Below are 23,107 nucleotides of genomic sequence, written 5' to 3' on the forward strand. Positions count from 1 at the left end.
CGGCTCTCGGGCCAAGGTCGTGAGACAGAAGGGCCGTGTCCCTCAAATGAGACGGCCGGGAAAACCCAGGTCGTCCCGTCGGAACGGGACATTCCGAATGCTCGCCTACACTGGCTCAGCTGCACGACCCGAACGGGGCCGTACTGCTGCGAGCGGCGGGCAGGCGGCGGACGTTGCCGGCCCCGGCGGCCTGTTCCCGCAGCCGCTCGATCTCCTGATGCTGGGCGGCGAGCCGGGAGACCGCGAGCGTCTTGAACTCGGTCAGTTCGGTGAGGGCTTCGTCCCGTCTGGCGAGCCGTTCCTTCAGTTCGGCGACCTGGGTCTTGAGCCGTTCGATCTGGGCGGCCCGGGGGTCCGTGATCTGTCCGGCGTCCTGCAAGGTGGTGAGGCGGCGTTCGAACTCTTCGGCGAGGTGCTGGTAGGGACCGGGGCGGGTGGTGCCGTCGCGGTTCTTCTTCGGGTAGAACGCGGTGCGGCTCACCCCGGCCTGGGCGGCGAGGGTCTTGAGGTCGCACTTGCCGCCGGACGGCAGATCCCCGGCCAGCAGCCGGTCCATCGCCGCCCGGACCGCCTGCTCGTTGTGTTCCCGCGCGTCACTGGTCAGCCGGGCCATCGCCGTCCTCCTCCTGGTGGGTGGCGGGGTAGGCCGCGTCGATCTCTGCAACGACCCGCTCGGAGCGGGCGAGTTCGGCCTCCAGCCGCTGCCTCTCGGCCTTGTTGCCCCGAGGGATGGTGGCGATGAAGACCTTGCCGCTGTCAGCCGATTCGGCCCACACCGGCCGGTGGCAGGGGTGGTGGGTGGCCTGCGGGCAGCGGGCCGAGTCACACATCCCGGCCATGGGCTTGGAGTCCTTGGTGACCGGCGCCCCGGCGAGCTTCAGGCACAGGGCCTTGGCGGGGTCAATGAACCAGCAGTAGTTCGCCACCCCCAGGTGCAGGGTGCCGGCCCGCTTCGCGAGCAGGGCCGCGACCTCACGGTCCCCGCGCTTGACTGTCGGCGCCTTCTCCGCGAGCTCGGCAAGCTGGCCGTCCACCGACTCGAAGAACTCCGCCAGATCCCTCGCGCCGGGCCCGGCCGGGAGGATGCCCTGCTGGAAGTCGCGGAACGCCTGCAAGGTCACTTCCAGGTTGCGGCTCTGTTCTTCCTTGCCGACCTCGGCCATGAAGATGCTCTGCTGCCCGCCGGGACGGGCGGCGTACCCCTCCGTCGTGGCTACAGATACATGCTTCAGCGCAACCTTCGCGGCCAGCAGCCCACCGGGACGGTGAGCCAGCTCCAGCGCGAGCGTGCGACGCAGCATCTTCAGGTTGACCTGGCCGTCAGGGATCGGGGTCAGACCCAGGCGCTGCCCGTCCTCGCCGTTGACCCACTGCCGCAGATAGATCATCCGCCAGCCGAAGTGGAGGTTGTCTCCCCCGACCAGGTGGGATTCCTCCTCCGGATCGTCCAGGAGACGCCGCAGCAGTTCAAGAGCCTTGTGAACCTCCTCGACGACCACCCACTCGTCCCACTCGCCACCGTGCTTCACGCCCTTGATGCGCTTGCTCCTGATGCGGTGCCGAGTCAGGCCGCCGGCCACCGTCTGCGAGGGCAGACGGAAGCCGGTGGGGATCTCCACCAGCTCACTCATCCGCATCCCGGTCAGCGCCACCACGACCGTCAGGCAAGCCGAGCGGACGCGTTCGATAAGCCAGTCCGTCTGAGTGTGACCGGGAATCGGCAGCGTCCACGGCGCCTCGCCCCTCCCGTCGGCGCGGGGCACCTGGGAAGCGTTGCGGGCGGTCGGGTGCTCCACTCCCAGCAGCTCGGCGGCGTCCCGGAGTTCGTCCCGATGCTCGTCCATGAGCCGGGTGACGTGCGGGAAGCGGATACCGGCCTCGTAACCGAGGCGCTTCACGCTGACCCGCAGCAGTGCGTCGTCCTTCTCCCAGCCCCGCTTGAGGCGGGCCTGGACCTGTTCGTCGGAGGTGGCCGGCAGCGGCTCGCCGCGACGAAGGTAGTCCCGGACGACCGCCGACATCAACGGCGCCCAGGCACGCGGCTCGTCCCGGTCGCCGAACGCTTCTTCCCACGCGGCCGCCCGCCGGCGCTCGGACTCACGGAGGGCAAGGACCGGTTCGGCCAGGTGCTCGATGATGTAGAAGCAGGACGCCAGCAGTGGTTGCAGCACCTCCGGCCTCACCGGCTGGGTGCTGTTTCCCTTGGTGTTGCGGTAGCCGGAGACCAGTTGGGAACTCTTGTTTCCCCAGGGCCGGAAGCCGTGCGAGTAGCCTCCCGCGCCGAACAGCTCGCCGTAGTCGGCCAGATCCTGGAGGGTGGAGACCGACTGGCGGCGGTAGTCCGGCTTGGTCTCCTTGACCGCATGGCCGTTCTTCCGGTTCCAGGTGTGGTGGCACCACTGGAGATAGGCGTCGCATGTCTCCTGGGTGACCTCGCCCAGGTCGTGGATGCCGCGCTCGGCGAGCCAGTCGAACCAGCGCTGGATGTGGAACATCCGCTGGTGGGCCGTCGAGATCACCCGGGGCATCCGGTAGGCGCCGGGCAGGACACGGACCAGGCGGTGTTCGGGGGCCAGCAGCCCGAACAGGTATTCCTTGGTCAGCTGCCGCTGTACGGGGTTGGCTATCCGCCCGAAATTGATCATCTGGACACGTACGGGCTGGTGGCGGGGAAGCCCCGTCACGCAGGTGAAATCCCATGTGTCGTCATCGAAGAACGGCCTGCGGCCGGCCTTCGCCGGATCGACGGGCAGCCCGGCGGCGAGGCAGACGTCCTCACCGGCGAACACTGATCGCGGCGGCAGGCCGACAGCGATCTGGGGGCGGGGCATCATGCGGTCATCTCCTCGGCGCGAAGCGGCAGATCGTGATCGGTGTCGCTGACGTCGGCCGCTGCCTTGGCCAGGTCGTCGGCGTTGAAATAGTCCTCGGTCAGCAGGTGGTCCAGGCGGCTGGCGTACGGGCCGAAGACGGCCATGAACTGCTGTGCGGGCATCTGCTTCCACTGCCGTGCGAAGAACGCCTTGAGCCGCATCAGGTTCGGCAGATGACGGGGTGCGAACATCACCAGCGGGCACAGCAGGCACACCCACGGGCGGGCCGGGCACGGCTTGCCCTTCGGGCCGTGCAGCCCGGACAGCTGATCCGCGCACGCGGCAGTGAACACATCCCGCTCACCCGACAGGAGTTCGGCGACCACCTGATCGTTCAGGTCCAGCTTCGCGACGGTCTGCGGGTAGCGGGCAACGAGTTCGGCGGCGTCGTCGGTGCCCAGGATCACCGGCGTCTGGGCCCGCCGGAGCATGTCGTGCTGGGCTTCCTCGATGATCGAGTCCACCGCGGCCTTCTGGGCCGGGGTGGAGACCTGAAGGTAGTGGTCCCCCTCGACCTGCGGGGAGTGGTTCGGGTCGATCGTGGCGCGCGAGCTGCCGCGCCAGCCGCTGCGGTCCCGCAGTGACTCGAACGTCGTGCGGATGCGGTGGGAGTGCACGTTCAGCGGGGCGCCCGAGTCGTCCACCAGCCCGTGCTTCCTGACCCACCGGTTCGTCGGCGTGCTGATTGGACCGCTCTGCCACTTGTCGCGACCGCGCAGGCTGTAGCGGAGCCACAGGTCGTTGCGCATGTGTTCCGGCGCGTGGGCTCTGGCCGGGGACGAGTGCTCCACCCACTGCCGCAGCAGCCGGCTCGCCTTCGCCGACAGGACCAGGCTCTCCGGGCCGCTGCGGCCCTTCACGTAGTCCAGCAGCACCGTGGCGTCCCCGGCCCAGTCGATGCCGTCCAGGCCCAGATCACCGAGGCCGTCGGGCACCAGGCCGGTGTGGACTCCGAACAGCAGCTGGTACGCCCGCACCACCTCCCACGGCGGATACAGCGGCCCCGTGGCATCCGGAGCACAGCCCGGATACAGCTCAAGAGGAATCCCGTACCGAGTCCCGTTGGTCCTGCGGAACCGCAGGCTCAGCACCTCCGCGGCCTGCTCCGGGCCCTGATCCAGCAGCATCCACTGGACATTCTCCTCGCACCAGCCGGCCGTCTGCGGATCGGCGCCCCGCCCGGCCTGATCGCGCGCGTGCTCGTAGGCGGCGAACGACTCCTTGACGATCGACCGGCACACCCCGGCCAGGCGTTCCCACTCCGCCTCGCTGTAGGGCGGCAGGGTCCTGCGCAGCTGGCGGGTGTTGGGGTTGTAGAGGCGACCGTCGGCCAGCGCTCGCACGTCCGGCCGCAGGAGCCCCTCCAGGTCGTCCAGGCGGGTCAGGAGGATCCGGGTCAGGGCCTCCTTTCTGTTGGTGGTGGCCATCCACACCTCGGCCATCCGCCCCCGGGTCAGTTTCGAGGCGTCCCCGCGGAACCCGGCCGCCTCCAGGCGCGTGAGCAGGTCACGGATCGCCGTCAGATACACCTCGATGGTCCGGGCCGAGTCGAGCCGCCCGTGCGGATGCACCAAGTCGGCCAGCGCGACCAGCAACTGGCGAGCGAGAGCCGGGTTCGCAACCGGCTTCGGCGACAACGAACTGATCGACGTGGAGCCGTCGCTGTAGATACAGGTGATGCCCAGCGGGCTGTCGTTCACCATGGCGGGCATCAGAAGTCGTCCTCCTCGTCGTCGAACTCGGCCGCCGCTTCCCGATCGGCTGTCGCATCACTGAGACCGGCGTCCACACCGGCCTTCTCGTACGCCTCGCGGAAGATCCGCGTCATATCCAGGCGCCGCAGGTACTTTTCCGTGGTCAGAGCGCTGGAGTGACCGAGCAGGTCGCGCAGGACCAGCAGCGGCTCGGTCTTGGTCAGATACAGCGCCATTGCCGCGTCGTCGTCGGCGTCCTGCACCAGGTTCGCGACCTGCGCGTAGTAGCCCCGAACCAGTCGCTCCAGCGTCCTGATCGCCATCGAATGACGGAGCCGGTGGGGCCAGACGTGCGGAAACCGGGGCTCGAAGCGTTCACGGATCCGCTCCGAAGCCCGAGCGAAAACCGTGCCCCAGGCGGTGAACGGACCGCCGTCACTCTTCACGGCCAGCAGCATCGAACCGCCGCCCGGGGCCACCAGACGGCGCCGGTCCATCGGCCGCAGACTCTCCCACGGCACCCGGACTCCGTCGATGCGTCCGCCGCGTTCGTCAGCCTCGCTCACCATCAGCGGCTCGCCCCAGGAAGCCGGCGGACGCCATACCGAGCCGTCGGCAGCCAGGGACCGCTCCAGCTCGATATAGCTGTGCAGCTCGGCCAGGACCGGATAGTCCACCCAGCTGACGCGGAACGAGCTGCCCTTGGTCACCGCGGCCGGGACCGGCAGCGGCACCGGCATCTTCACCGGCCGCCTCGGCAGCGGCGGCACCTCACAGGCCAACAGATAGCTGAACTCCTGAGCCCGCAGCCCCGACGACAACGCGAACCGGGTCACCGCCGCGTTGCGGGCCAACTCCCGCCCCCGGTAACGGGGATCATCCAGACCGTCCGGCGTCAGGCCCGACAGCGCGTTGAGGAACAGCTCGATGAAGTCGTTCTCCAGGTACTTGATCGTGACGTGATCCTTGGCCTGACGACGCCGGGCCTGGTTGACCTGGACCTGGGTCGCCTGTTCACCGAAGTAGGCGGTGCCCTGCTTGTACGTGAACGGCTCCGCGTCCGCGTACCCCTCGTTCACCGCCCACCGGTACAAGGTCGCCAGGATCCCCACGTTCTGGTTCCACGTCGACGCCTCGAAACGGTGCTTGATCGGCCCAGTCGCGCGGTACACCGCGTACGCGCCCAGCGCCGACTTCAGCCGTGCCCGGGTGTCGAACAGGCCCACCCCGTGCTCGGCCAGGAACTCCATCCATTCCTTCGCCGTCCGGGCGTAGTACATCCACGACTTCGGCGCCGGGCACCCATTCGTCGGCAGCTCACGCAGCCACCGGTTCACCGCCACAGTCGGCCGTGGCCCCGACGAGTCCTCGAAGAGAAGGTCATCGTCGACCAGCACCGGCATCCCGTCCGGGACTGCGGGCTTGGCCGACACCTGCCAGTCCTCCCACCCACGAGAGGAATAGAACACACTTTCCATTTCGCCGACCCTGTCAGCCGACACGACAGAGTGCAACATGCAAACCCGAAGGCCCGACCCCTGCCGTACCCCGTGGGCGACACGAAATCAAAGCGAGAACAACCCAGCTCAGCACCCGCAGCGCATGCAGTTCGGGCAGCGACTCCTCCAGCGCGCCACTGCCGACCCGTCCCCGGGACTCGGCAAAATCCGGCCATCTCATGCCCTCCGCGGCCTCCCCGCCGAGCAGCACATCAAGGCCGCCGCCGAGCGGGTCCCCGTCGATGAGCATCGTGCGCTGTCCCGAGCGGGCCGCGGCCACCGCCAGCGCGCACGCCAGCGTCGAAGCACCAGCCCCGCCCCGCCCTCCGACGACCCCCACGGTCAGTGCCTGGCGCCCCACGCCCTCGGCCACATCGGCGATCCGCTCGACGAGCCACGACTCCGCGTCGGGCAGCCGCAGCACATGGTCGGCGCCGATCTCCACGGCCCGCCGCCAGACGCTCGGATCGTCCTGATCCTTCCCCACGAGCATCACGCCGCGTCTGCGCGCGGCCCCGCTCCCGAGCACCGCGGCACGCACCCGCTCGGCCGCGTCGTCACCGACCAGGATCAGCGGCGCGCTCTCCCAGCTGCCGGTGCGCGCGGGCACCGCGTGGTGGACTTCCGGCTCGGCGCCCGCCGCGGCGCACAGCCGCAGCAAGTCGTCGAGCAGATCCACGTCCTCGGTGACGATCAACGGCCTGCCCTGCCGCCCTTCGGCAGCCGGCAACCGGTCGGATGTGATGGATACAGCCATGATCTCCGCCCCCTCTCACAGCGATTCCTTGCGTCCATGAACTTCGTGGACGGAATCACCGTGGAGGGATCTGGAAAATCGTGTGGATCTTGCTAAAAAACTGTGGACAACCGACGCCTTGTGAATATCCCAATCACCTATTCCGGTGACTTCCGGAGAGCAGCGGAACAACTACGGAGCGTGACGCGTCTCAAGAGTGGAGGGCGGCGCCGTCGAGGCCCGCGAAGGAGAGGGAACGATCAGAACCGGAGGACGAAAATGCATCCGGACATGCGACGACCCCCGTCGGGGGGGAGAACGGGGGTCGTCTCCTCGGCCGACTCGGGGGGGAGGAGTCGGACCGGGGTAGCACGGTCGCGAACGATCCGTGACTTCCATGGTGTACCCGAGAGCCTTCTCAGGCAAACCCACGCGCCACAGCGTACGCCGAATGGCGGGCGCCTATGCTCGGCTCGTGGAAAACCACTCCTCGCCTCGAACAGCCGCCTTCTTCGACCTCGACAAGACCGTGATTGCGAAGTCGAGCACGCTGACCTTCAGCAAGTCCTTCTATCAAGGCGGACTGATCAACCGCCGCGACGTTCTGCGCACCGCCTACGTGCAGTTCGTCTTCCTGGCCGGCGGTGCCGATCACGACCAGATGGAGCGGATGCGCGAATATCTCTCCGCCCTCTGCAAGGGCTGGAACGTCCAGCAGGTGCGGGAGCTGGTCGCCGAGACCCTGCACGACCTGATCGACCCGATCATCTACGACGAGGCCGCCTCCCTCATCGAGGAGCACCACACCGCGGGACGCGACGTGGTGATCGTCTCCACCTCGGGCACGGAGGTTGTCGAGCCCATCGGCGAGCTCCTCGGCGCCGACCGCGTGGTGGCGACCCGGATGATCGTCGGCAGCGACGGCTGCTTCACGGGCGAGGTGGAGTACTACGCGTACGGCCCCACCAAGGCCGAGGCGATCAAGGAGCTGGCCAAGTCCGAGGGGTACGACCTGACACGCTGTTTCGCCTACAGCGATTCGGGCACCGACATCCCGATGCTGGAGTCGGTCGGCCACCCCTACGCGGTCAATCCGGACCGATGGCTGCGCCGTGAGGCGATCGCCCGGGAATGGCCGATTCTCGTCTTCAACCGGCCGGTCCCCCTCAAGAAGCGACTTCCCGCCTTCTCCCTGCCGCCCCGCCCTGCGCTCCTCGCGGCAGCCGCCGTGGGTGCGGCCGCGGCCACGGCGGGCCTGGTCTGGTACGCCGGTCGACGCGCCCGTCGGCAGCCCGGATCAACGGTCAAAGCCTATGCCCGCATTTGAACCTAAAAGTAAAGAAGTGCAGCCAGGGGTTCCACTTGCCCCGCGACAGGAGTAGAAAGGACTCAACGGCCCGCGAGACCAAGGACATCCGAGAGGATCACCTTAAACGCAGTTCGGCCCCACGGACCGCGCACGGAAGTTGAGCACCCACGCGACGTCGACCCGTCGATTACGGGCCAGCCGCACCAGGTAACGGGCCAAGTTCCCGACCTGATGGGCAAAAATACGAGGACGCTTGGTAACTCGACGGACGTGCCAGCGGCGGTACCAGGACTGGTACCGCCGCAACCATGCAACAAGCCTTCGCGGCGCGCACGCCACCCCGCACCTTCAACAGCGCGCGCACGTCACTCGGCCCTGGCGTCAGCCCTGATGTCAGGGTGACGCCACTGCGCCTCGAAGAGCGCGCCTACGCCGCTCCGCGCTGAAGCGCCTCGCAGACAGCCGTCGACTCCCTGGCCCCCAGCTCCACGGCGCGCCCGCAGTGGGCGATCCACGCCGCCATGCCCGCGGACGTCCCCGACACATAGCCGTCCAGTGCCGCGACATACGCCGCACGCCCCAGCTCCGCGTGACCCACCTCCAGCGGGCAGACCGACTTCGGGTCGAGGCCGCTGCCGATCAGCACAACGCGGCCGGCGGTGCGGGCCACCAGCCCGTTGTGCGAGCCGAACGGGCGCAGCGCCAGCAGCTCGCCGTGCACCACGGCCGCCGTCACCAGGGCGGGCGCGGAGCCGCCCGCGACGACCAGCTCGGACAAGCCCTCAAGCCGCCCCGCCACCTCGTCCGCACCGGGTACCGCGAGCTCGACCAGCGGCTCGTCGACCGGCTCACCCGCGAGCCGCGGACGGCCCACCAGTTCGTCGGACACGTCCGCACCGCCGGCCGCGACCAGATGCAGCCGGGCCAGCACCCGCAGCGGCGACTGCCGCCAGACGGACAGCAGTTGACCGGCCTCGGCCGTCAGCCTCAGCGCCGCGCCGACCGTGCGCGACTCGGCGTCCTGGCTGAAGTCGGTACGCCTGCGCACCTCCTCCAGCGCCCAGTCCGCACCCGAAAGCGCCGCCGAGCCACGCGCCCCGCGCAGCGCCGCCTCCCCGGTGATCTCGTTGCTGCGGCGCCTCATGACCCGGTGCCCGTAGACCTGGTCCACGGCCTTGCGCACGGAGTCCACGGCCTCGGGCACACCGGGCAGCGACCCCAGCGCCTCCAACGGATCAGCTTTCGTACTCATAAGTAAGGAGCCTACGCACACCCGGCACCCACCCCACCTTGGAGTGGTCTTCTTCACTCACAGTGCACACCAGGCGCAATCATGCGATTACCCTTGGTGAACATGAAGATCGCTTTCGTAGGGAAGGGCGGCAGCGGCAAGACCACGCTGTCTTCGCTGTTCATCCGTCACCTCACCGCCAACGAGGCCACGGTCGTCGCCGTGGACGCCGACATCAACCAGCACCTGGGCGCCGCGCTGGGGCTCGACGAGGCCCAGGCCGCCGCGCTGCCCGCCATGGGCGCGCACCTGCCGCTCATCAAGGACTATCTGCGCGGCACCAACCCCCGTATCGCGTCCGCCGAGACAATGATCAAGACGACACCGCCCGGGGAGGGTTCGAGGCTGCTGCGGGTGGCCGAGGACAATCCGGTGTACGACGCCTGCGCCCGCCCTGTCCAGCTGGACGACGGCGAGATCCGGCTGATGGCAACGGGGCCCTTCACCGAGTCCGACCTCGGCGTCGCCTGCTACCACTCCAAGGTCGGCGCGGTCGAGCTGTGCCTCAACCACCTCGTCGACGGGCCGGAGGAGTACGTCGTCGTGGACATGACGGCCGGCTCCGACTCCTTCGCGTCCGGCATGTTCACCCGCTTCGACATGACCTTCCTGGTGGCCGAGCCGACCCGCAAGGGCGTCTCCGTCTACCGCCAGTACAAGGAGTACGCGAGGGACTACGGCGTGGCCCTCAGCGTCGTGGGCAACAAGGTGCAGAGCCAGGACGACATCGACTTCCTGCGCCAGGAGGTCGGCGACGACCTCCTGGTCACCGTCGGCGCCTCCGACTGGGTGCGCAGGATGGAGAAGGGCCGCCCGGCCGCCTTCGAGCTCCTGGAGGCGGACAACCGCCTCGCCCTCCAGGCCCTGCAGAACGCCGCGGAGGACTCGTACGCGCAGCGCGACTGGGAGCGCTACACACGGCAGATGGTGCAGTTCCATCTGAAGAACGCGGAGAGCTGGGGGAACGCGAAGACGGGCGCCGACCTGGCTGCCCAGGTCGACCCCGCCTTCGTACTCGACGAGAGTTTCTCGGAGGTCAGTGCCCCGCAGCCGGCTTGACCGGGGTGCAGGGTTCCTCAGCCGGCCTGACCGAGAGGTTCAGTACCACTCGGTCGGCCGGCCGAAAGGTTCAGCACCACTCAGTCGGCCGGCCGAGAGGTCAGCGGCCCTCCGCTGGCTTGACCGAAGCTGCCGCCTTCGCCGGTGCGGCCGCGCCGGTGGGCGGGGCGGCCGCGGGCCGGGGGGTGAGGAAGGCGGGCCAGCCCTCCTTCGGCGCCTGGCCCACATCGAGGGTGCCCATCTTCTGCAGCACCTTCGGGTCCTGTACGTCCAGCCAGTCGGCCACCTGCTTGAACGACACGCAGCGCACGTCGCGCTGCACACAGACCGTCTTGATCGTCTCCTCGATGGCGCGCATGTACGTGCCGCCGTTCCAGGATTCGAAGTGGTTGCCGATGATCAGCGGGGCGCGGTTTCCGGTGTACGAGCGGCCGAAGGCCGTGAGCAGGCCGTCGCGCATCTGGTCACCCCAGTACGCGTGCTGGGAGGGATCGCCCTTGACCGTTCCCGACTGGTTGACCATGAAGTTGTAGTCCATCGAGAGCGTTTCGAAGGCCCGTCCCGGCACCGGTACCAGCTGGAGCGGCATGTCCCACAGGCCATCGGTCTTCTTCGGCCACACCTGCTTGCCGACGCCACTGGAGTCGTAGCGGAAGCCCAGCGCCTTTCCGGCCTTCATCATGTTCTTCTGCCCTTCCAGGCAGGGCGTCCGGGCGCCGACGAGCTCCTTGTCGTAGTCGAAAGGCAGCGGCTTGGCCTTCGTCAGGCCCGAGTTGGTCTTCCAGCGCTTCACGAAGGCCTTGGCCTGCGAGATCTCGCTCTTCCACTCCTCGGTGGACCAGGTGCCGACGCCACCGTCCTTGCCGCAGAAGTGGCCGTTGAAGTGCGTGCCGATCTCGTTGCCTTCCTGCCAGGCGCCGCGGATCTGCTCCACGGTGTCCGCGATGCCCTCGGCGTCGTTGAAGCCGATGTCGGACCGGCCCGAGGAGTGCTTCGGCGGGTCATAGAGGTGCCTCTTCTCCTCCGGGAGGAGATAGACGCCACTGAGGAAGTACGTCATGGTCGCGTCGTACTGCTTGGCGACTTTGCGGAAGTGGGAGAAGAGCCGCTGGCTGTCCTCGCCCGCGCCGTCCCACGAGAACACGACGAACTGCGGGGGCTTCTGGCCCGCCTTCAGCCGCTGCGGCTTGAGCAGGTGGGGCTGCGCTCCGGTGAACGCGGTCGAGCCGTCGCCGATCAGACGCACCGCGCTCTTGGGCGCCGCCGCCGGAACGTTCTTCTTCGCTCCGTGGGCCCCCTCCTTGGCAGCGGGAGCACCGGATCCGGACCCGGAACCGAAAACGGATCCCGAGCAGCCGGCCAGCGCCGCGGCCATGGTCATGGCGACGACGCCGACAGCGATCCTCTTCGTGGCGGCCATCATCCGCCCACCCTCTTCCTCAGGTCTCCTGCGTTGATTTGCCGATACGGCGCGGAGTTGCCGATACGGCGCGGCAAACCTCGCATGCCACAGCAGGGCGAAAGGTGGGACAAGCCGCACAAAATGCCTATTCACTGGAACGGGTGAATGATTGGCCCATTTGACCCGTAAATCACCCTTGCTTCTTTACTCTGCATTACCATTCGTTTACCGAGAGTTGAAAATCCCGCCGCTGCACGCCGTGACCCACGGCCGCGACCCCATGCCCCGCGACCGCGCCGCCCCGGAGGAGACGGGAACCTATGTCTGCCTGCGTCCCCATTCGCATCGACCACACTTCTCGCGCCACTCGCGCATCCCTCAGGTCCCGATTCCAGCGTCCGAACGGCCCGCCGTCCGGTGGCCCGCCTTCCGGTGGCCCCCCGCCCGGTGGACGCCGCTTCCGTATCGCCGGGGCGGACCTGTCCGCTTCGGTCGCCGTCTTCCTGATCGCGCTGCCGCTCTCCCTGGGCATCGCCCTGGCCACCGGCGCACCGCTCCAGGCGGGCCTGGTCGCAGCCGCCGTCGGCGGCATCGTCGCCGGCCGGCTCGGCGGCTCACCGCTCCAGGTCAGCGGGCCCGCGGCCGGACTCACCGTGGTCACCGCCGAGTTGATCCAGCGGTACGGCTGGCGCACCACCTGCGCCATCACCGTGCTGGCCGGTGTCGCTCAACTCGCCCTGGCCGCCGCCCGCGTGGCCCGCTCCGCGCTCGCCGTCAGTCCGGCGATCGTGCACGGCATGCTGGCCGGCATCGGCGCCACCATCGCCCTCGCCCAGCTGCACATCGTCCTGGGCGGCACCCCGCAGAGCTCCGCGGTAGCCAATGTGCTTGGTCTGCCGGCTCAGTTGGCCGACCTGCATCCGGTCGCCCTGTCCGTGAGCGCCCTGACCGTCGCGGTGCTGCTGCTCTGGCCGCGCATTCCGGGGCGTACGGGCCGGATCGTGCGGAAGATCCCGGCCGCCCTCGCCGCGGTGGCCGCGGCCACCGCTGTCGCGGCGTTCGCCGGGCTGAGCCTGCCGCGCGTCGATCTGCCCTCCTGGCGCAGTCACGCCCTGCCCGAGCTGCCCGAGGGCCCGGTCCTCGGCCTCCTCGCCGCCGTCCTCACCGTCACCCTGGTGGGAAGCGTCGAGTCGCTGTTGTCCGCCGTTGCCGTCGACAAGCTGGTCGCCGCCCGCAAGGAGCCGCGCATCAGGATTCCGCGGACCCGTCTCGACCGGGAGCTGGTCGGGCAGGGCGCCGCGAACATCGTCTCCGGCGCGCTCGGCGGCCTGCCCGTCACCGGGGTCGCCGTCCGCAGCGCCGCGAATGTGTCGGCGGGCGGGATCACCCGCAACTCGACGATGCTGCACGGCCTGTGGATCGTGGTCGCGGCCCTGCTCCTGGTGCCCGTCCTCGACCTGATCCCGCTGGCCGCGCTCGCCGCACTGGTAATGGTCGTCGGCATCCAGATGGTGAACATCACCCACCTGCGCAGCGTGACGCGCCACCGGGAAATGCTCGTCTACGCGGTCACGACGGTCGCCGTGGTGCTCGCCGGGGTGCTCGAAGGTGTGGTGATCGGCGTCGCGGTGGCGGTCGCCGTCTCACTGCACCGGCTGGCCAAGACCCGCATCACCACCGAGATCTCGGTGGACGGGACCCACCATGTGCGGGCACGCGGGCAGTTGACATTCCTCGCGGTGCCCCGGCTGAGCCGCACGCTGAACCAGGTGCCCCAGGGAGCCCGTGCGATCGTCGAGTTGGACGGATCGTTCATGGACCACGCGGCGTTCGAAGCCCTCCAGGACTGGCAGGACGCGCATGTCGCCCAAGGCGGCCGGGTCGAGGTCACCGGGCGTTCGGGCAATCGCTTCGCGGGCCCGGTCTCCGCCGCGCACACGTGCTGCCGGCCCTGGACGCCCTGGCGCAACCACCACTGCGACGACCACGGCACCGCGTCGGCCGACGACTCCGGCCGGCCCGTGATCCCCTCGGCCCCCGACTCGGCGCCCGATCCGGACCGGCACGACAGCCCCACCCGGTCCACTCAGGCCACGCGGGCCACCCAGTCCGACCACCCCACCCGCTCCGTCGCACCAAGACGGGCGAGCGGCGGTCAACTGGCCAGTGGGCTCAGCGCCTTCCAGCGCAATACGGCGCCGCTGGTGCGCGAGGAGCTGGCCCGGCTGGCGCGCGAGGGCCAGCGGCCCTCGCAGCTCTTCATCACCTGCGCCGACTCCCGCCTGGTCACCAGCATGATCACGTCCAGCGGCCCCGGCGACCTCTTCACCGTACGCAATGTGGGAAATCTGGTGCCCCCGCCGGGCGCGGTGGGTGCGGACGACTCGGTCGCCGCGGCCATCGAGTACGCCGTGGACGTGCTGAAGGTGGGGTCCATCACCATCTGTGGGCACTCCGGCTGCGGAGCGATGCAGGCCCTGCTCAATACGCCGCCGGACGGCGCGCAGACACCCCTGCGCCGCTGGCTGCGGCACGGGCTGCCCAGCCTGGAGCGGATGAAGAGCCGCCATCACTCCTGGGCGCGGATCTCCGGAAGGCTGCCGACCGACGCGATCGAGCAGCTCTGCCTGACCAATGTGGTCCAGCAGTTGGAGCATCTGCGCAGCCACGAGGCGGTGCGGCGGCGGCTCGACGAAGGCGCACTCGAACTGCACGGCATGTACTTCCATGTCGGCGAGGCCCAGGCGTATCTCCTGGAGGACGGCGCGCTGGTCGGCGAGAGCGCGGACGTCTTCGACCGGATCAGCCCCTCGGCGTACGACGAAGAGGAAAGTCGGCACCCGGGGGCGTCCGAAGGGCCGCCCGAGGGTTCATTCGAAGAGTCACGCGTCTGAACCGGACCGCTCTCCCGTCCGTGACACCGTATGGCCCCTCCTCGCGCCACCCGTCGGGAGGGGTTGTACGCACGCCGTACGCACTCCGCGAATCAGCCCACCGCAGCCCACCGCAGCTCACAGGTCTAAACCAATTGCCGGGAGGGCCTTGTCACCCGGGCACGGGACTGATGAGCTAGGGCACGGGACACATCGGACGCCCTGGGAAAGGGAGATGTCGTGAGCAACGAAAGCCTGGCCAACCTTCTGAAGGAGGAGCGCCGCTTCGCTCCGCCTGCTGAGCTGGCCGCGAACGCCAATGTCACGGCGGAGGCGTACGAACAGGCAGAGGCGGACAGGCTGGGCTTCTGGGCCGAGCAGGCCCGGCGGCTCACTTGGGCCACCGAGCCGACCGAGACCCTCGACTGGTCGAACCCGCCCTTCGCGAAGTGGTTCGCGGACGGCAAGCTCAACGTCGCGTACAACTGCGTGGACCGCCATGTCGAAGCGGGCAACGGCGACCGCGTCGCCATCCACTTCGAGGGTGAGCCCGGCGACAGCCGCGCGATCACCTACGCCGAGCTCAAGGACGAGGTCTCGCGCGCCGCGAACGCCCTCACCGAGCTGGGTGTGAGCAAGGGCGACCGTGTCGCCGTCTATCTGCCGATGATCCCCGAGGCAGCCGTGGCCATGCTGGCCTGCGCCCGCATCGGCGCTGCCCACTCGGTCGTCTTCGGCGGCTTCTCCGCCGAAGCCGTCGCGTCCCGCATCCAGGACGCCGACGCCAAGCTGGTCATCACCTCGGACGGCGGCTACCGACGCGGCAAGCCCACCGCCCTCAAGCCCGCCATCGACGAAGCCGTCGCCAAGTGTCCGCAGGTCGAGCATGTGCTCGTCGTGCGGCGTACGGGCCAGGACACCGCGTGGGACGCCGGCCGGGACGTGTGGTGGGACGAGATCGTCCCCCGCCAGTCCGCCGAGCACACCCCCGAGGCGTTCGACGCGGAGCACCCGCTCTTCATCCTCTACACGTCCGGTACGACGGGTAAGCCCAAGGGCATCCTGCACACCTCGGGCGGCTACCTCACCCAGGCCGCGTACACCCACAACGCCGTCTTCGACCTCAAGCCTTCGAGCGACGTCTACTGGTGCACGGCCGACATCGGCTGGGTGACCGGCCACTCGTACATCGTGTACGGACCGCTGGCCAACGGCGCGACGCAGGTCATGTACGAGGGCACGCCCGACACCCCCCACCAGGGGCGCTTCTGGGAAATCATCCAGAAGTACGGCGTCACGATCCTCTACACCGCGCCGACCGCGATCCGCACGTTCATGAAGTGGGGGGACGACATCCCCGCCAAGTTCGACCTGTCCTCGCTGCGGGTGCTCGGCTCGGTGGGCGAGCCGATCAACCCCGAGGCGTGGATCTGGTACCGGGAGCACATCGGCGCGGGCACCTGCCCGGTCGTCGACACCTGGTGGCAGACGGAGACCGGCGCGATGATGATCTCGCCGCTGCCCGGTGTCACCTCGACCAAGCCCGGATCGGCGCAGCGCGGCCTGCCCGGCATCTCGGCCACCGTCGTCGACGACGACGGCAACGAGGTCCCGAACGGCGGCGGCGGATATCTGGTCCTGACCGAGCCGTGGCCCGCCATGCTCCGTACGATCTGGGGCGACGACCAGCGGTTCATCGACACCTACTGGTCGCGCTTCCCGGGCAAGTACTTCGCGGGCGACGGCGCCAAGAGGGACGACGACGGCGACATCTGGCTGCTCGGCCGGGTCGACGACGTGATGCTGGTGTCCGGCCACAACATCTCGACCACCGAGGTCGAGTCGGCGCTGGTCGCCCACCCCAAGGTCGCCGAGGCGGCGGTCGTGGGAGCGGCGGACCCGACCACCGGCCAGTCCATCGTCGCGTTCGTGATCCTGCGCGGCACGGCCAGCGTGGACGACGGCCTGGTCGCGGAGCTGCGCAATCACGTCGCCACTGTCCTCGGCCCGATCGCCAAGCCCAAGCGCGTCCTGCCGGTGGCCGAGCTGCCCAAGACCCGCTCCGGCAAGATCATGCGCAGGCTGCTCCGTGATGTCGCGGAAAACCGCCAGCTGGGCGATGTCACGACGCTCACCGACTCCTCGGTCATGGACCTGATCCAGACCCAGCTGCCGAGCGCCTCCAGCGAGGACTGACCCCACGGTCACCTCAGGGCCTGAAGCAGGAAGGGCACCCGGCTCCGCGCGCCGGGTGCCCTTCCTGCTCGTAAGGTGAAGATCACCGGATCCGCCCTCGCGCGCCACCGGTAGGGTGATGACCGCGTCAATGACGCGTCAAAACCTCATAGGTGCGCCGGGAAGTCTGGTCGGCAATGTGCTTCATGCTGCCCACCGACCGGAGGTCTCCACCCGTGGCCGCGCCCAGCCCCGCCCCCCGCAAGTTCCTCGGACGTCTCTCGCTCCCCGAGCGCACCTACGTCACGAACGCGCTGCGGGCCGAGACCGTCGGCGGCGTACTCCTGCTGATCGCCGCCATCACCGCGCTGATCTGGGCCAATACGCCACTGAGCAGCAGTTACGAGTCCATACGCGCCTTCCACATCGGCCCCTCCTCACTGGGTCTTGACCTGTCCGTCCAGCACTGGGCCGCCGACGGACTGCTCGCGATCTTCTTCTTCGTCGCCGGCATCGAGCTCAAGCGCGAGCTGGTCGCGGGTGAACTGCGCGACCCCAAGGCCGCCGCGCTCCCCGTGATCGCCGCGCTCTGCGGCATGGCAGTGCCCGCCCTGGTCTACGTCACGGTCAACACCATCGGCGACGGCTCGATGAACGGCTGGGCCGTCCCGACCGCCACCGACATCGCCTTCGCGCTCGCCGTCCTCGCGGTCATCGGCACCTCGCTGCCGTCCGCGCTGCGCGCCTTCCTGCTCACCCTGGCCGTCGTCGACGACCTCTTCGCCATCCTGATCATCGCGGTCTTCTTCACCAGCGACATCAACTTCGCGGCGCTCGGCGGCGCGGTCGTCGGCCTGGCCGTCTTCTGGGTGCTGCTGCGCAAGAACGTGCACGGCTGGTACATCTACGTCCCGCTCGCCCTGGTGATCTGGGGCCTGATGTACAACAGCGGCGTGCACGCCACGATCGCCGGAGTCGCGATGGGCCTGATGCTCCGCTGCTCGCGCCGCGAGGGTGAGGAGCACTCCCCCGGCGAGCACATCGAGCACCTCGTACGTCCCCTCTCGGCCGGTCTCGCCGTGCCGCTGTTCGCGCTCTTCTCCGCCGGGGTCGCTCTTTCGGGCGGCGCGCTCGGCGACGTATTCACGCGGCCCGAGACCCTCGGTGTGATCCTGGGCCTGGTGGTGGGCAAGGCCGTGGGCATCTTCGGCGGCACCTGGCTGGCGGCCCGCTTCACCAGGGCCGAGCTCAACGACGACCTGGCCTGGCCCGATGTCTTCGCCGTCGCCTCGCTCGCCGGCATCGGCTTCACCGTCTCGCTGCTCATCGGTGAGCTCGCGTTCAGCGGGGATGCCACGCTGGCCGGGGAGGTCAAGGCAGCCGTCCTCATCGGCTCGCTGATCGCCGCCGTATTTTCCGCGATTCTGCTCAAGCTCCGGGTACGCAGGTACCGTGCGCTGTTCGACGAGGAGGAGCGCGACGACGACCAGGACGGCATTCCGGACATCTACGAGCAGGACCATCCGGAGTACCACCTCCGGATGGCCGCCATCTACGAACAGAAGGCCGCGGCCCACCGCAAGCTCGCCGAAGACCACGGGGCAGCAAGCAACGACAGCGGCAGTCCGGCATGATCTGAGGGTCTGACATCAGATGCGTAGACGTTGAACTGAAGTATCTGAAGTATCTGAAGTAGACGTTGATGCGAAGAAGACGAATACGAATACGAAGCAGAAGGAAGAGGGAGTGAGCGATGAGCGACCCCGTCCGCACCGCTGACAGCGCCGACCGGAGCATCGGTCAACTGGTCGCCACCGCGACCGCCGAGATGTCCGCTCTGATGCACGACGAGATCGCGCTGGCCAAGGCCGAGCTGCGGCAGGACGCCAAGCGCGTCGGCATCGGCGGCAGCGCCATCGGTATCGCGGGGGTGTTCGCACTCTTTTCTCTGCCGGTGCTCAGCTTCGCGGCGGCGTACGGCATCCACAACCTGGGGCTGGGGCTCGCCTGGTCCTTCCTGATCGTGGGCGGAGCGTTTCTGCTGCTCGCGGGGCTGCTGGCGCTGCTGGCCGTCCGCAAGTTCAAGAAGGTCAAGCCGCCGGAGAAGTCCATCGCCTCGGCCAAGCAGACGGCAGCCGTACTGCAGAGCGTCAAGCCTCACCCCCGCCCGGTCGGTGACAAGGCCGCGGTTGTGGCACGCTCGACCACATGACGGCCCCTGAATCCGGATCCGGACCATCCCCCTCCGCCGTACGCATCGATGGTCCATGGACCCACCGCGATGTGGCGGCCAATGGTGCGCGCTTCCACATCGCTGAGCTTGGCGACGGGCCGCTGGTGCTGCTGGTGCACGGCTTCCCGCAGTTCTGGTGGACGTGGCGGCACCAGCTGACCGCACTCGCCGACGCGGGCTTCCGGGCCGTGGCCATGGACCTGCGGGGCGTGGGCGGCAGCGACCGTACGCCGCGCGGGTACGACCCGGCGAACCTCGCGCTCGACATCACCGGTGTGGTGCGGTCGCTGGGTGAGCCGGACGCGGCGCTGGTCGGGCACGACCTGGGCGGCTATCTGGCGTGGACCGCGGCCGTGATGCGGCCCAAGCTGGTGCGCCGGCTCGTGGTCTCCTCGATGCCGCACCCGCGCCGCTGGCGCTCGGCGATGCTCTCCGACGTCTCGCAGTCACGGGCCAGTTCGTACGTATGGGGATCCCAGCGGCCGTGGGTGCCCGAGCGGCAGCTCCTCGCGGACGACTCGGCGCTGGTGGGCCGGCTGATCCGCGACTGGTCGGGGCCCCGGCTGCCGGACGACGAGGACATCGACGTCTACCGGCGGGCCATGTCCATCCCGTCGACGGCGCACTGCGCGATCGAGCCGTACCGGTGGATGGTGCGGTCGATGGCGCGGCCCGACGGCATGCTGTTCAACCGCAGGATGAAGCGACCTGTGCAGGTGCCGACGCTGCATCTGCACGGCTCACTGGACCCGGTGCTGCGCACGCGCAGTGCGGCGGGCTCCGGGCAGTACGTCGAAGCTCCGTACCGCTGGCGGATGTTCGACGGTCTGGGGCACTTCCCGCACGAGGAGGACCCGACGGCCTTCTCGACGGAGCTGGTGAACTGGCTCAAGGACCCCGAGCCCGACCGCTGACCGACCGCAGGGTCGACCGCAGGGTCGACCACCCCCCGCGCGCCCTCGCCGCAGCACACATGTGAACGCTTGTCCTACGAACAGCCAATTGCCCCGCGCATAGGCCAGATTGGTGCCCCTGAGGCGATTATCGACCTTGGGGCACGGGCAGACGTCAGGGTATGGGCTGGACGCACGACTACGGTGACGCAGCACGTACCCGCCGCTCGGCAATGACGCTGAGCGCCCACGGAAGGGGCGGTTCTCCAGGTCAGAGCCATGATCTCCGTCTCGGAATTCCGCGTATCCTCCGCCGCCGGGCCCGTTGGGTCTCGGCGCGCCTGCGCCATCCTCACCCCCGCAACTGACGTCCGAGGCGGGAGTCGCCCGCAGCGGACACGCGACGGGCCTACAGGCGTCACTTGAGGTAATCGAGTCCGGGGTGCGCGCTCCGGTAGCCGTCGAGGAGCCGGCGCGCCACTCCGACCGAGTCGACCAGCGGATGCAGGGCGAACGCCTTCACCGCCGCCCGCGCCGACCCGCTCTCGCCCGCGTCGAGCACGCACCGCTCCACCGCCTTGACGGCGGCCACCAGGCCCGCCTCGTGGCCGGTCAGCGGCGCGACGGGGACGGGACGGGCGCCGTCCGCGCCGACCAGGCACGGGACCTCGATGACGGCTGCCTCGTCGAGCACGGCGAGCGTGGAGCCGTTGCGGACGTTCAGGATGAGCGTGGCGGGTTCGTCGCGGGCGATGGCCCGCATCAGGGCGAGCGCGACGTACTCGTATCCGCCGGACTCCAGGTCGTCGGCGGCCCGTTCGCCCGCGCCCGCCGCCTCCCTGTTCTCCGCCATGTACGTGGCTTCGCGCTCGGCGCGCGTACGGTCCCAGGCGGACCAGGCCGCCGTGGCGCCGCCCGCCATCTCGTCGTAGAAGCGCGCCTGCTGGTCGCGGAGAAACGCGCCGCGGGTCTGCTTCGCCTCGCGGTAGGCGGTGACCGCCTCGCGGTTGTAGTAGTAGTAGTGCAGATATTCGTTGGGTACGGACCCGAGTGAGCGGAGCCAGTCGGCGCCGAAGAGCCTGCCCTCCTCGAAGGAGGTCAGGGCGCTGTCGTCGGCGAAGAGCCGCGGCAGCAGGTTCACCTCGGGGGCGTCATCGGCGTACACGCCGCGCAGCCAGCCCAGGTGGTTGAGCCCCACGTAGTCGAAGCGGGCCCGCGCCGGGTCGGCTCCGAGCACCCGGGCGACCCGGCGGCCCAGGCCCACGGGTGAGTCACAGATCCCGATGACGCGCTCGCCGAGGTGGGCGGACATGGCCTCGGTGACCAGGCCCGCCGGGTTGGTGAAGTTGATGACCCAGGCGTCCGGGGCGAGCCGGGCGACCCGCCGCGCGATGTCGACAGCCACGGGGACGGTGCGCAGTCCGTACGCGATGCCGCCCGCGCCGACCGTCTCCTGGCCCAGGACACCCTCGGCCAGGGCGATGCGCTCGTCGGCCGCGCGGCCCTCCAGGCCGCCAACCCGGATCGCGGAGAAGACGAAGTCGGCGCCGCGCAGGGCCTCGTCGAGGTCGGTGGTGACGGTCACGGCCGGCGCGTCGGCGACGCCGTCGGCCTGGTCGTGCAGGACCCGGGCGATGGCGGTCAGCCTGGCGGCGTCCAAGTCGTGGAGGGTGACATGGGTGACCCGGCCCTCGGCGCGGTCGCGCAGGAGCGCGCCGTACACCAGGGGAACGCGGAATCCCCCGCCGCCCAGAATCGTCAGACGCATGTGCTTGTCCGGCCTCTCAGGTGGTTGTCCGGGCCCTCAGGTGGTGTCCGGGCCCCTCGTGGCGGTTGCCCGGCCCTCAGGTGGTTGCCCGGCCCCTCAGAGCGCGCATCCCTGGCTGTCGACCTGCTGGTTGGCGCGGAGGCCGGCGCGGATGTCCTCGCGGACCTCGTCGGCCGTCAGGGCGTAACCGGTGTCCGCGTCGTCGAGCGACTTGGCGAAGATCACGCCGTACACCTTGCCCTCAGGGGTGAGCAGCGGGCCGCCCGAGTTCCCCTGGCGGACCGTCGCGAAGAGCGAGTAGACGTCACGGCGGACCGTGCCGCGGTGGTAGATGTCCGGCCCGTTGGCGTTGATCCGGCCGCGGACGCGGGCGGATCGCACGTCGTATCCGCCGTTCTCCGGGAAGCCCGCGACGATCGCGCCGTCGCCGCTGCGGGCGTCCGCCTCGGTGTCGGCGAATTCGAGCGCGGGGGCCCTGAGGTTCGGTACGTCCAGGACGGCGATGTCGCGCTCCCAGTCGTAGAGCACCACCTTCGCGTCGTACAGCCGGCCCTCGCCGCCTATCTGGACGGTGGGCTCGTCCACCCCGCCGACCACATGGGCGTTGGTCATCACGCGGCGGTTGGAGAAGACGAATCCGGTGCCTTCGAGGACCTTGCCGCAGCTCTGCGCGGTGCCGACGACCTTGACGATGGACCGCTTGGCGCGGGCCGCGACGGGGCTGCCCGCGAGCGCCGGGTCCGGGGCCTTGACCTCGGTGATCGGCTCGTTGGAGAAGGGGCTGAAGACCTGCGGGAAGCCGTTCTGCGCGAGGACGGAGCTGAAGTCCGTGAACCAGGTGCTCGCCTGGTCGGGCATCACCCGCGAGACCCCCAGGAGCACCTTGGAGCCGCGTACTTCCTTGCTGACGGTGGGCAGCGAGGTGCCCGCCAGCGCGGAGCCAATCAGCCAGGCAACCAGCAGCATCGCGACGACGTTGACCAGCGCGCCGCCGGTGGCGTCCAGGGCGCGCGCCGGTGACCAGGTGATGTGTCTGCGGAGCTTGTTGCCCAGGTGGGTGGTGAACGCCTGGCCCACCGAGGCGAACACGATCACGATCACGACCGCGACGATGGCGGCCGTGGAGCTGACCTCCGACCCTTCGGTCAACTGGTCCCACAGGAAGGGCAGTAGATAGACCGCGACGACTCCGCCGCCGAGGAAGCCGATCACCGACAGAATGCCGACGACGAATCCCTGGCGGTAGCCGACGATCGCGAACCACACTGCGGCGACCAGCAGCAAGATGTCCATGACATTCAC

At 69.2% G+C, this 23,107-nt stretch carries 16 protein-coding genes and 1 pseudogene; 8 read left to right on the forward strand and 9 right to left on the reverse strand.

Going from position 1 to position 23,107, the window contains the following annotated elements:
• Nucleotides 1-115: 115 nt before the first annotated feature.
• The 5 genes and pseudogenes from ABCR94_RS02120 to ssd all read right to left on the reverse strand — a co-directional run.
• Nucleotides 116-613 (reverse strand): hypothetical protein, encoded by a 498-nt coding sequence (locus ABCR94_RS02120; protein WP_347117223.1) that lies wholly within the window; start codon nucleotides 611-613, stop codon nucleotides 116-118.
• Nucleotides 594-2,834, reverse strand: a complete 2,241-nt coding sequence (locus tag ABCR94_RS02125; RefSeq protein WP_347117224.1) for a site-specific integrase — start codon at nucleotides 2,832-2,834, stop codon at nucleotides 594-596. The genes ABCR94_RS02120 and ABCR94_RS02125 overlap by 20 nt, the downstream gene beginning before the upstream one ends.
• Nucleotides 2,831-4,585 carry a hypothetical protein gene (locus ABCR94_RS02130; protein WP_347117225.1) on the reverse strand — a complete coding sequence of 585 codons (1,755 nt, stop codon included), beginning with the start codon at nucleotides 4,583-4,585 and terminating at the stop codon, nucleotides 2,831-2,833. The genes ABCR94_RS02125 and ABCR94_RS02130 overlap by 4 nt, the downstream gene beginning before the upstream one ends.
• Complete coding sequence (locus ABCR94_RS02135; RefSeq protein ID WP_347117226.1) at nucleotides 4,585-6,045, reverse strand: site-specific integrase; 1,461 nt, start codon at nucleotides 6,043-6,045, stop codon at nucleotides 4,585-4,587. The genes ABCR94_RS02130 and ABCR94_RS02135 overlap by 1 nt, the downstream gene beginning before the upstream one ends.
• A gap of 103 nt (nucleotides 6,046-6,148) precedes the next feature.
• Nucleotides 6,149-6,823: pseudogene (gene ssd / locus ABCR94_RS02140) on the reverse strand (septum site-determining protein Ssd); the annotation flags it as partial.
• 430 nt (nucleotides 6,824-7,253) lie between these two features.
• Here ssd and ABCR94_RS02145 point away from each other — a divergent pair.
• Nucleotides 7,254-8,129, forward strand: coding sequence for an HAD family hydrolase (locus ABCR94_RS02145; protein ID WP_347117227.1), 876 nt, complete (start codon nucleotides 7,254-7,256; stop codon nucleotides 8,127-8,129).
• A gap of 409 nt (nucleotides 8,130-8,538) precedes the next feature.
• Here ABCR94_RS02145 and ABCR94_RS02150 read toward each other — a convergent pair whose 3' ends face one another.
• On the reverse strand, nucleotides 8,539-9,363 hold the full coding sequence (locus ABCR94_RS02150) for a Fic family protein (RefSeq protein ID WP_347117228.1): 825 nt from the start codon (nucleotides 9,361-9,363) through the stop codon (nucleotides 8,539-8,541).
• A 102-nt stretch (nucleotides 9,364-9,465) separates the two neighbouring features.
• Between ABCR94_RS02150 and ABCR94_RS02155 the strand changes: the two genes are divergently transcribed.
• Nucleotides 9,466-10,461 (forward strand): ATP-binding protein, encoded by a 996-nt coding sequence (locus ABCR94_RS02155; RefSeq protein WP_347117229.1) that lies wholly within the window; start codon nucleotides 9,466-9,468, stop codon nucleotides 10,459-10,461.
• A 100-nt stretch (nucleotides 10,462-10,561) separates the two neighbouring features.
• On the opposite strand, the gene ABCR94_RS02160 is transcribed toward ABCR94_RS02155, so the two are convergent.
• Nucleotides 10,562-11,884 carry a polysaccharide deacetylase family protein gene (locus ABCR94_RS02160; RefSeq protein ID WP_347117230.1) on the reverse strand — a complete coding sequence of 441 codons (1,323 nt, stop codon included), beginning with the start codon at nucleotides 11,882-11,884 and terminating at the stop codon, nucleotides 10,562-10,564.
• 299 nt (nucleotides 11,885-12,183) lie between these two features.
• On the opposite strand from ABCR94_RS02160, the gene ABCR94_RS02165 reads away from it, so the two are divergent.
• The 6 genes from ABCR94_RS02165 to ABCR94_RS02190 all read left to right on the forward strand — a co-directional run bounded on the left by ABCR94_RS02165 (nucleotide 12,184) and on the right by ABCR94_RS02190 (nucleotide 20,405).
• Entirely contained in the window at nucleotides 12,184-14,757 is a 2,574-nt protein-coding gene (locus ABCR94_RS02165; protein ID WP_347117231.1) for a bifunctional SulP family inorganic anion transporter/carbonic anhydrase, read from the forward strand.
• Nucleotides 14,758-14,976: 219 nt separating this feature from the next.
• Nucleotides 14,977-16,932: an acetate--CoA ligase gene (gene acs / locus ABCR94_RS02170; RefSeq protein ID WP_347117232.1), complete on the forward strand. Its 1,956-nt coding sequence runs from the start codon at nucleotides 14,977-14,979 to the stop codon at nucleotides 16,930-16,932.
• 215 nt (nucleotides 16,933-17,147) lie between these two features.
• Entirely contained in the window at nucleotides 17,148-18,545 is a 1,398-nt protein-coding gene (gene nhaA, locus ABCR94_RS02175) for a Na+/H+ antiporter NhaA (protein WP_347117233.1), read from the forward strand.
• Between the two features lie 119 nt (nucleotides 18,546-18,664).
• Complete coding sequence (locus ABCR94_RS02180) at nucleotides 18,665-19,123, forward strand: phage holin family protein (RefSeq protein WP_347117234.1); 459 nt, start codon at nucleotides 18,665-18,667, stop codon at nucleotides 19,121-19,123.
• Nucleotides 19,120-20,058 (forward strand): alpha/beta fold hydrolase, encoded by a 939-nt coding sequence (locus tag ABCR94_RS02185; protein WP_347117235.1) that lies wholly within the window; start codon nucleotides 19,120-19,122, stop codon nucleotides 20,056-20,058. Before ABCR94_RS02180 ends, ABCR94_RS02185 begins: the two co-directional genes overlap by 4 nt.
• 161 nt (nucleotides 20,059-20,219) lie before the next feature.
• The gene (locus ABCR94_RS02190; RefSeq protein ID WP_347117236.1) at nucleotides 20,220-20,405 is read left to right on the forward strand and encodes a hypothetical protein; all 186 of its coding nucleotides are present in this window, start codon (nucleotides 20,220-20,222) and stop codon (nucleotides 20,403-20,405) included.
• A 50-nt stretch (nucleotides 20,406-20,455) separates the two neighbouring features.
• Here ABCR94_RS02190 and ABCR94_RS02195 read toward each other — a convergent pair whose 3' ends face one another.
• Entirely contained in the window at nucleotides 20,456-21,805 is a 1,350-nt protein-coding gene (locus tag ABCR94_RS02195) for a 6-phospho-beta-glucosidase (RefSeq protein WP_347117237.1), read from the reverse strand.
• 96 nt (nucleotides 21,806-21,901) lie between these two features.
• Entirely contained in the window at nucleotides 21,902-23,107 is a 1,206-nt protein-coding gene (locus ABCR94_RS02200) for a MarP family serine protease (protein WP_347117238.1), read from the reverse strand.

The organism is Streptomyces changchenzhani (genome assembly GCF_039766235.1).
Lineage (GTDB): Bacteria > Actinomycetota > Actinomycetes > Streptomycetales > Streptomycetaceae > Streptomyces.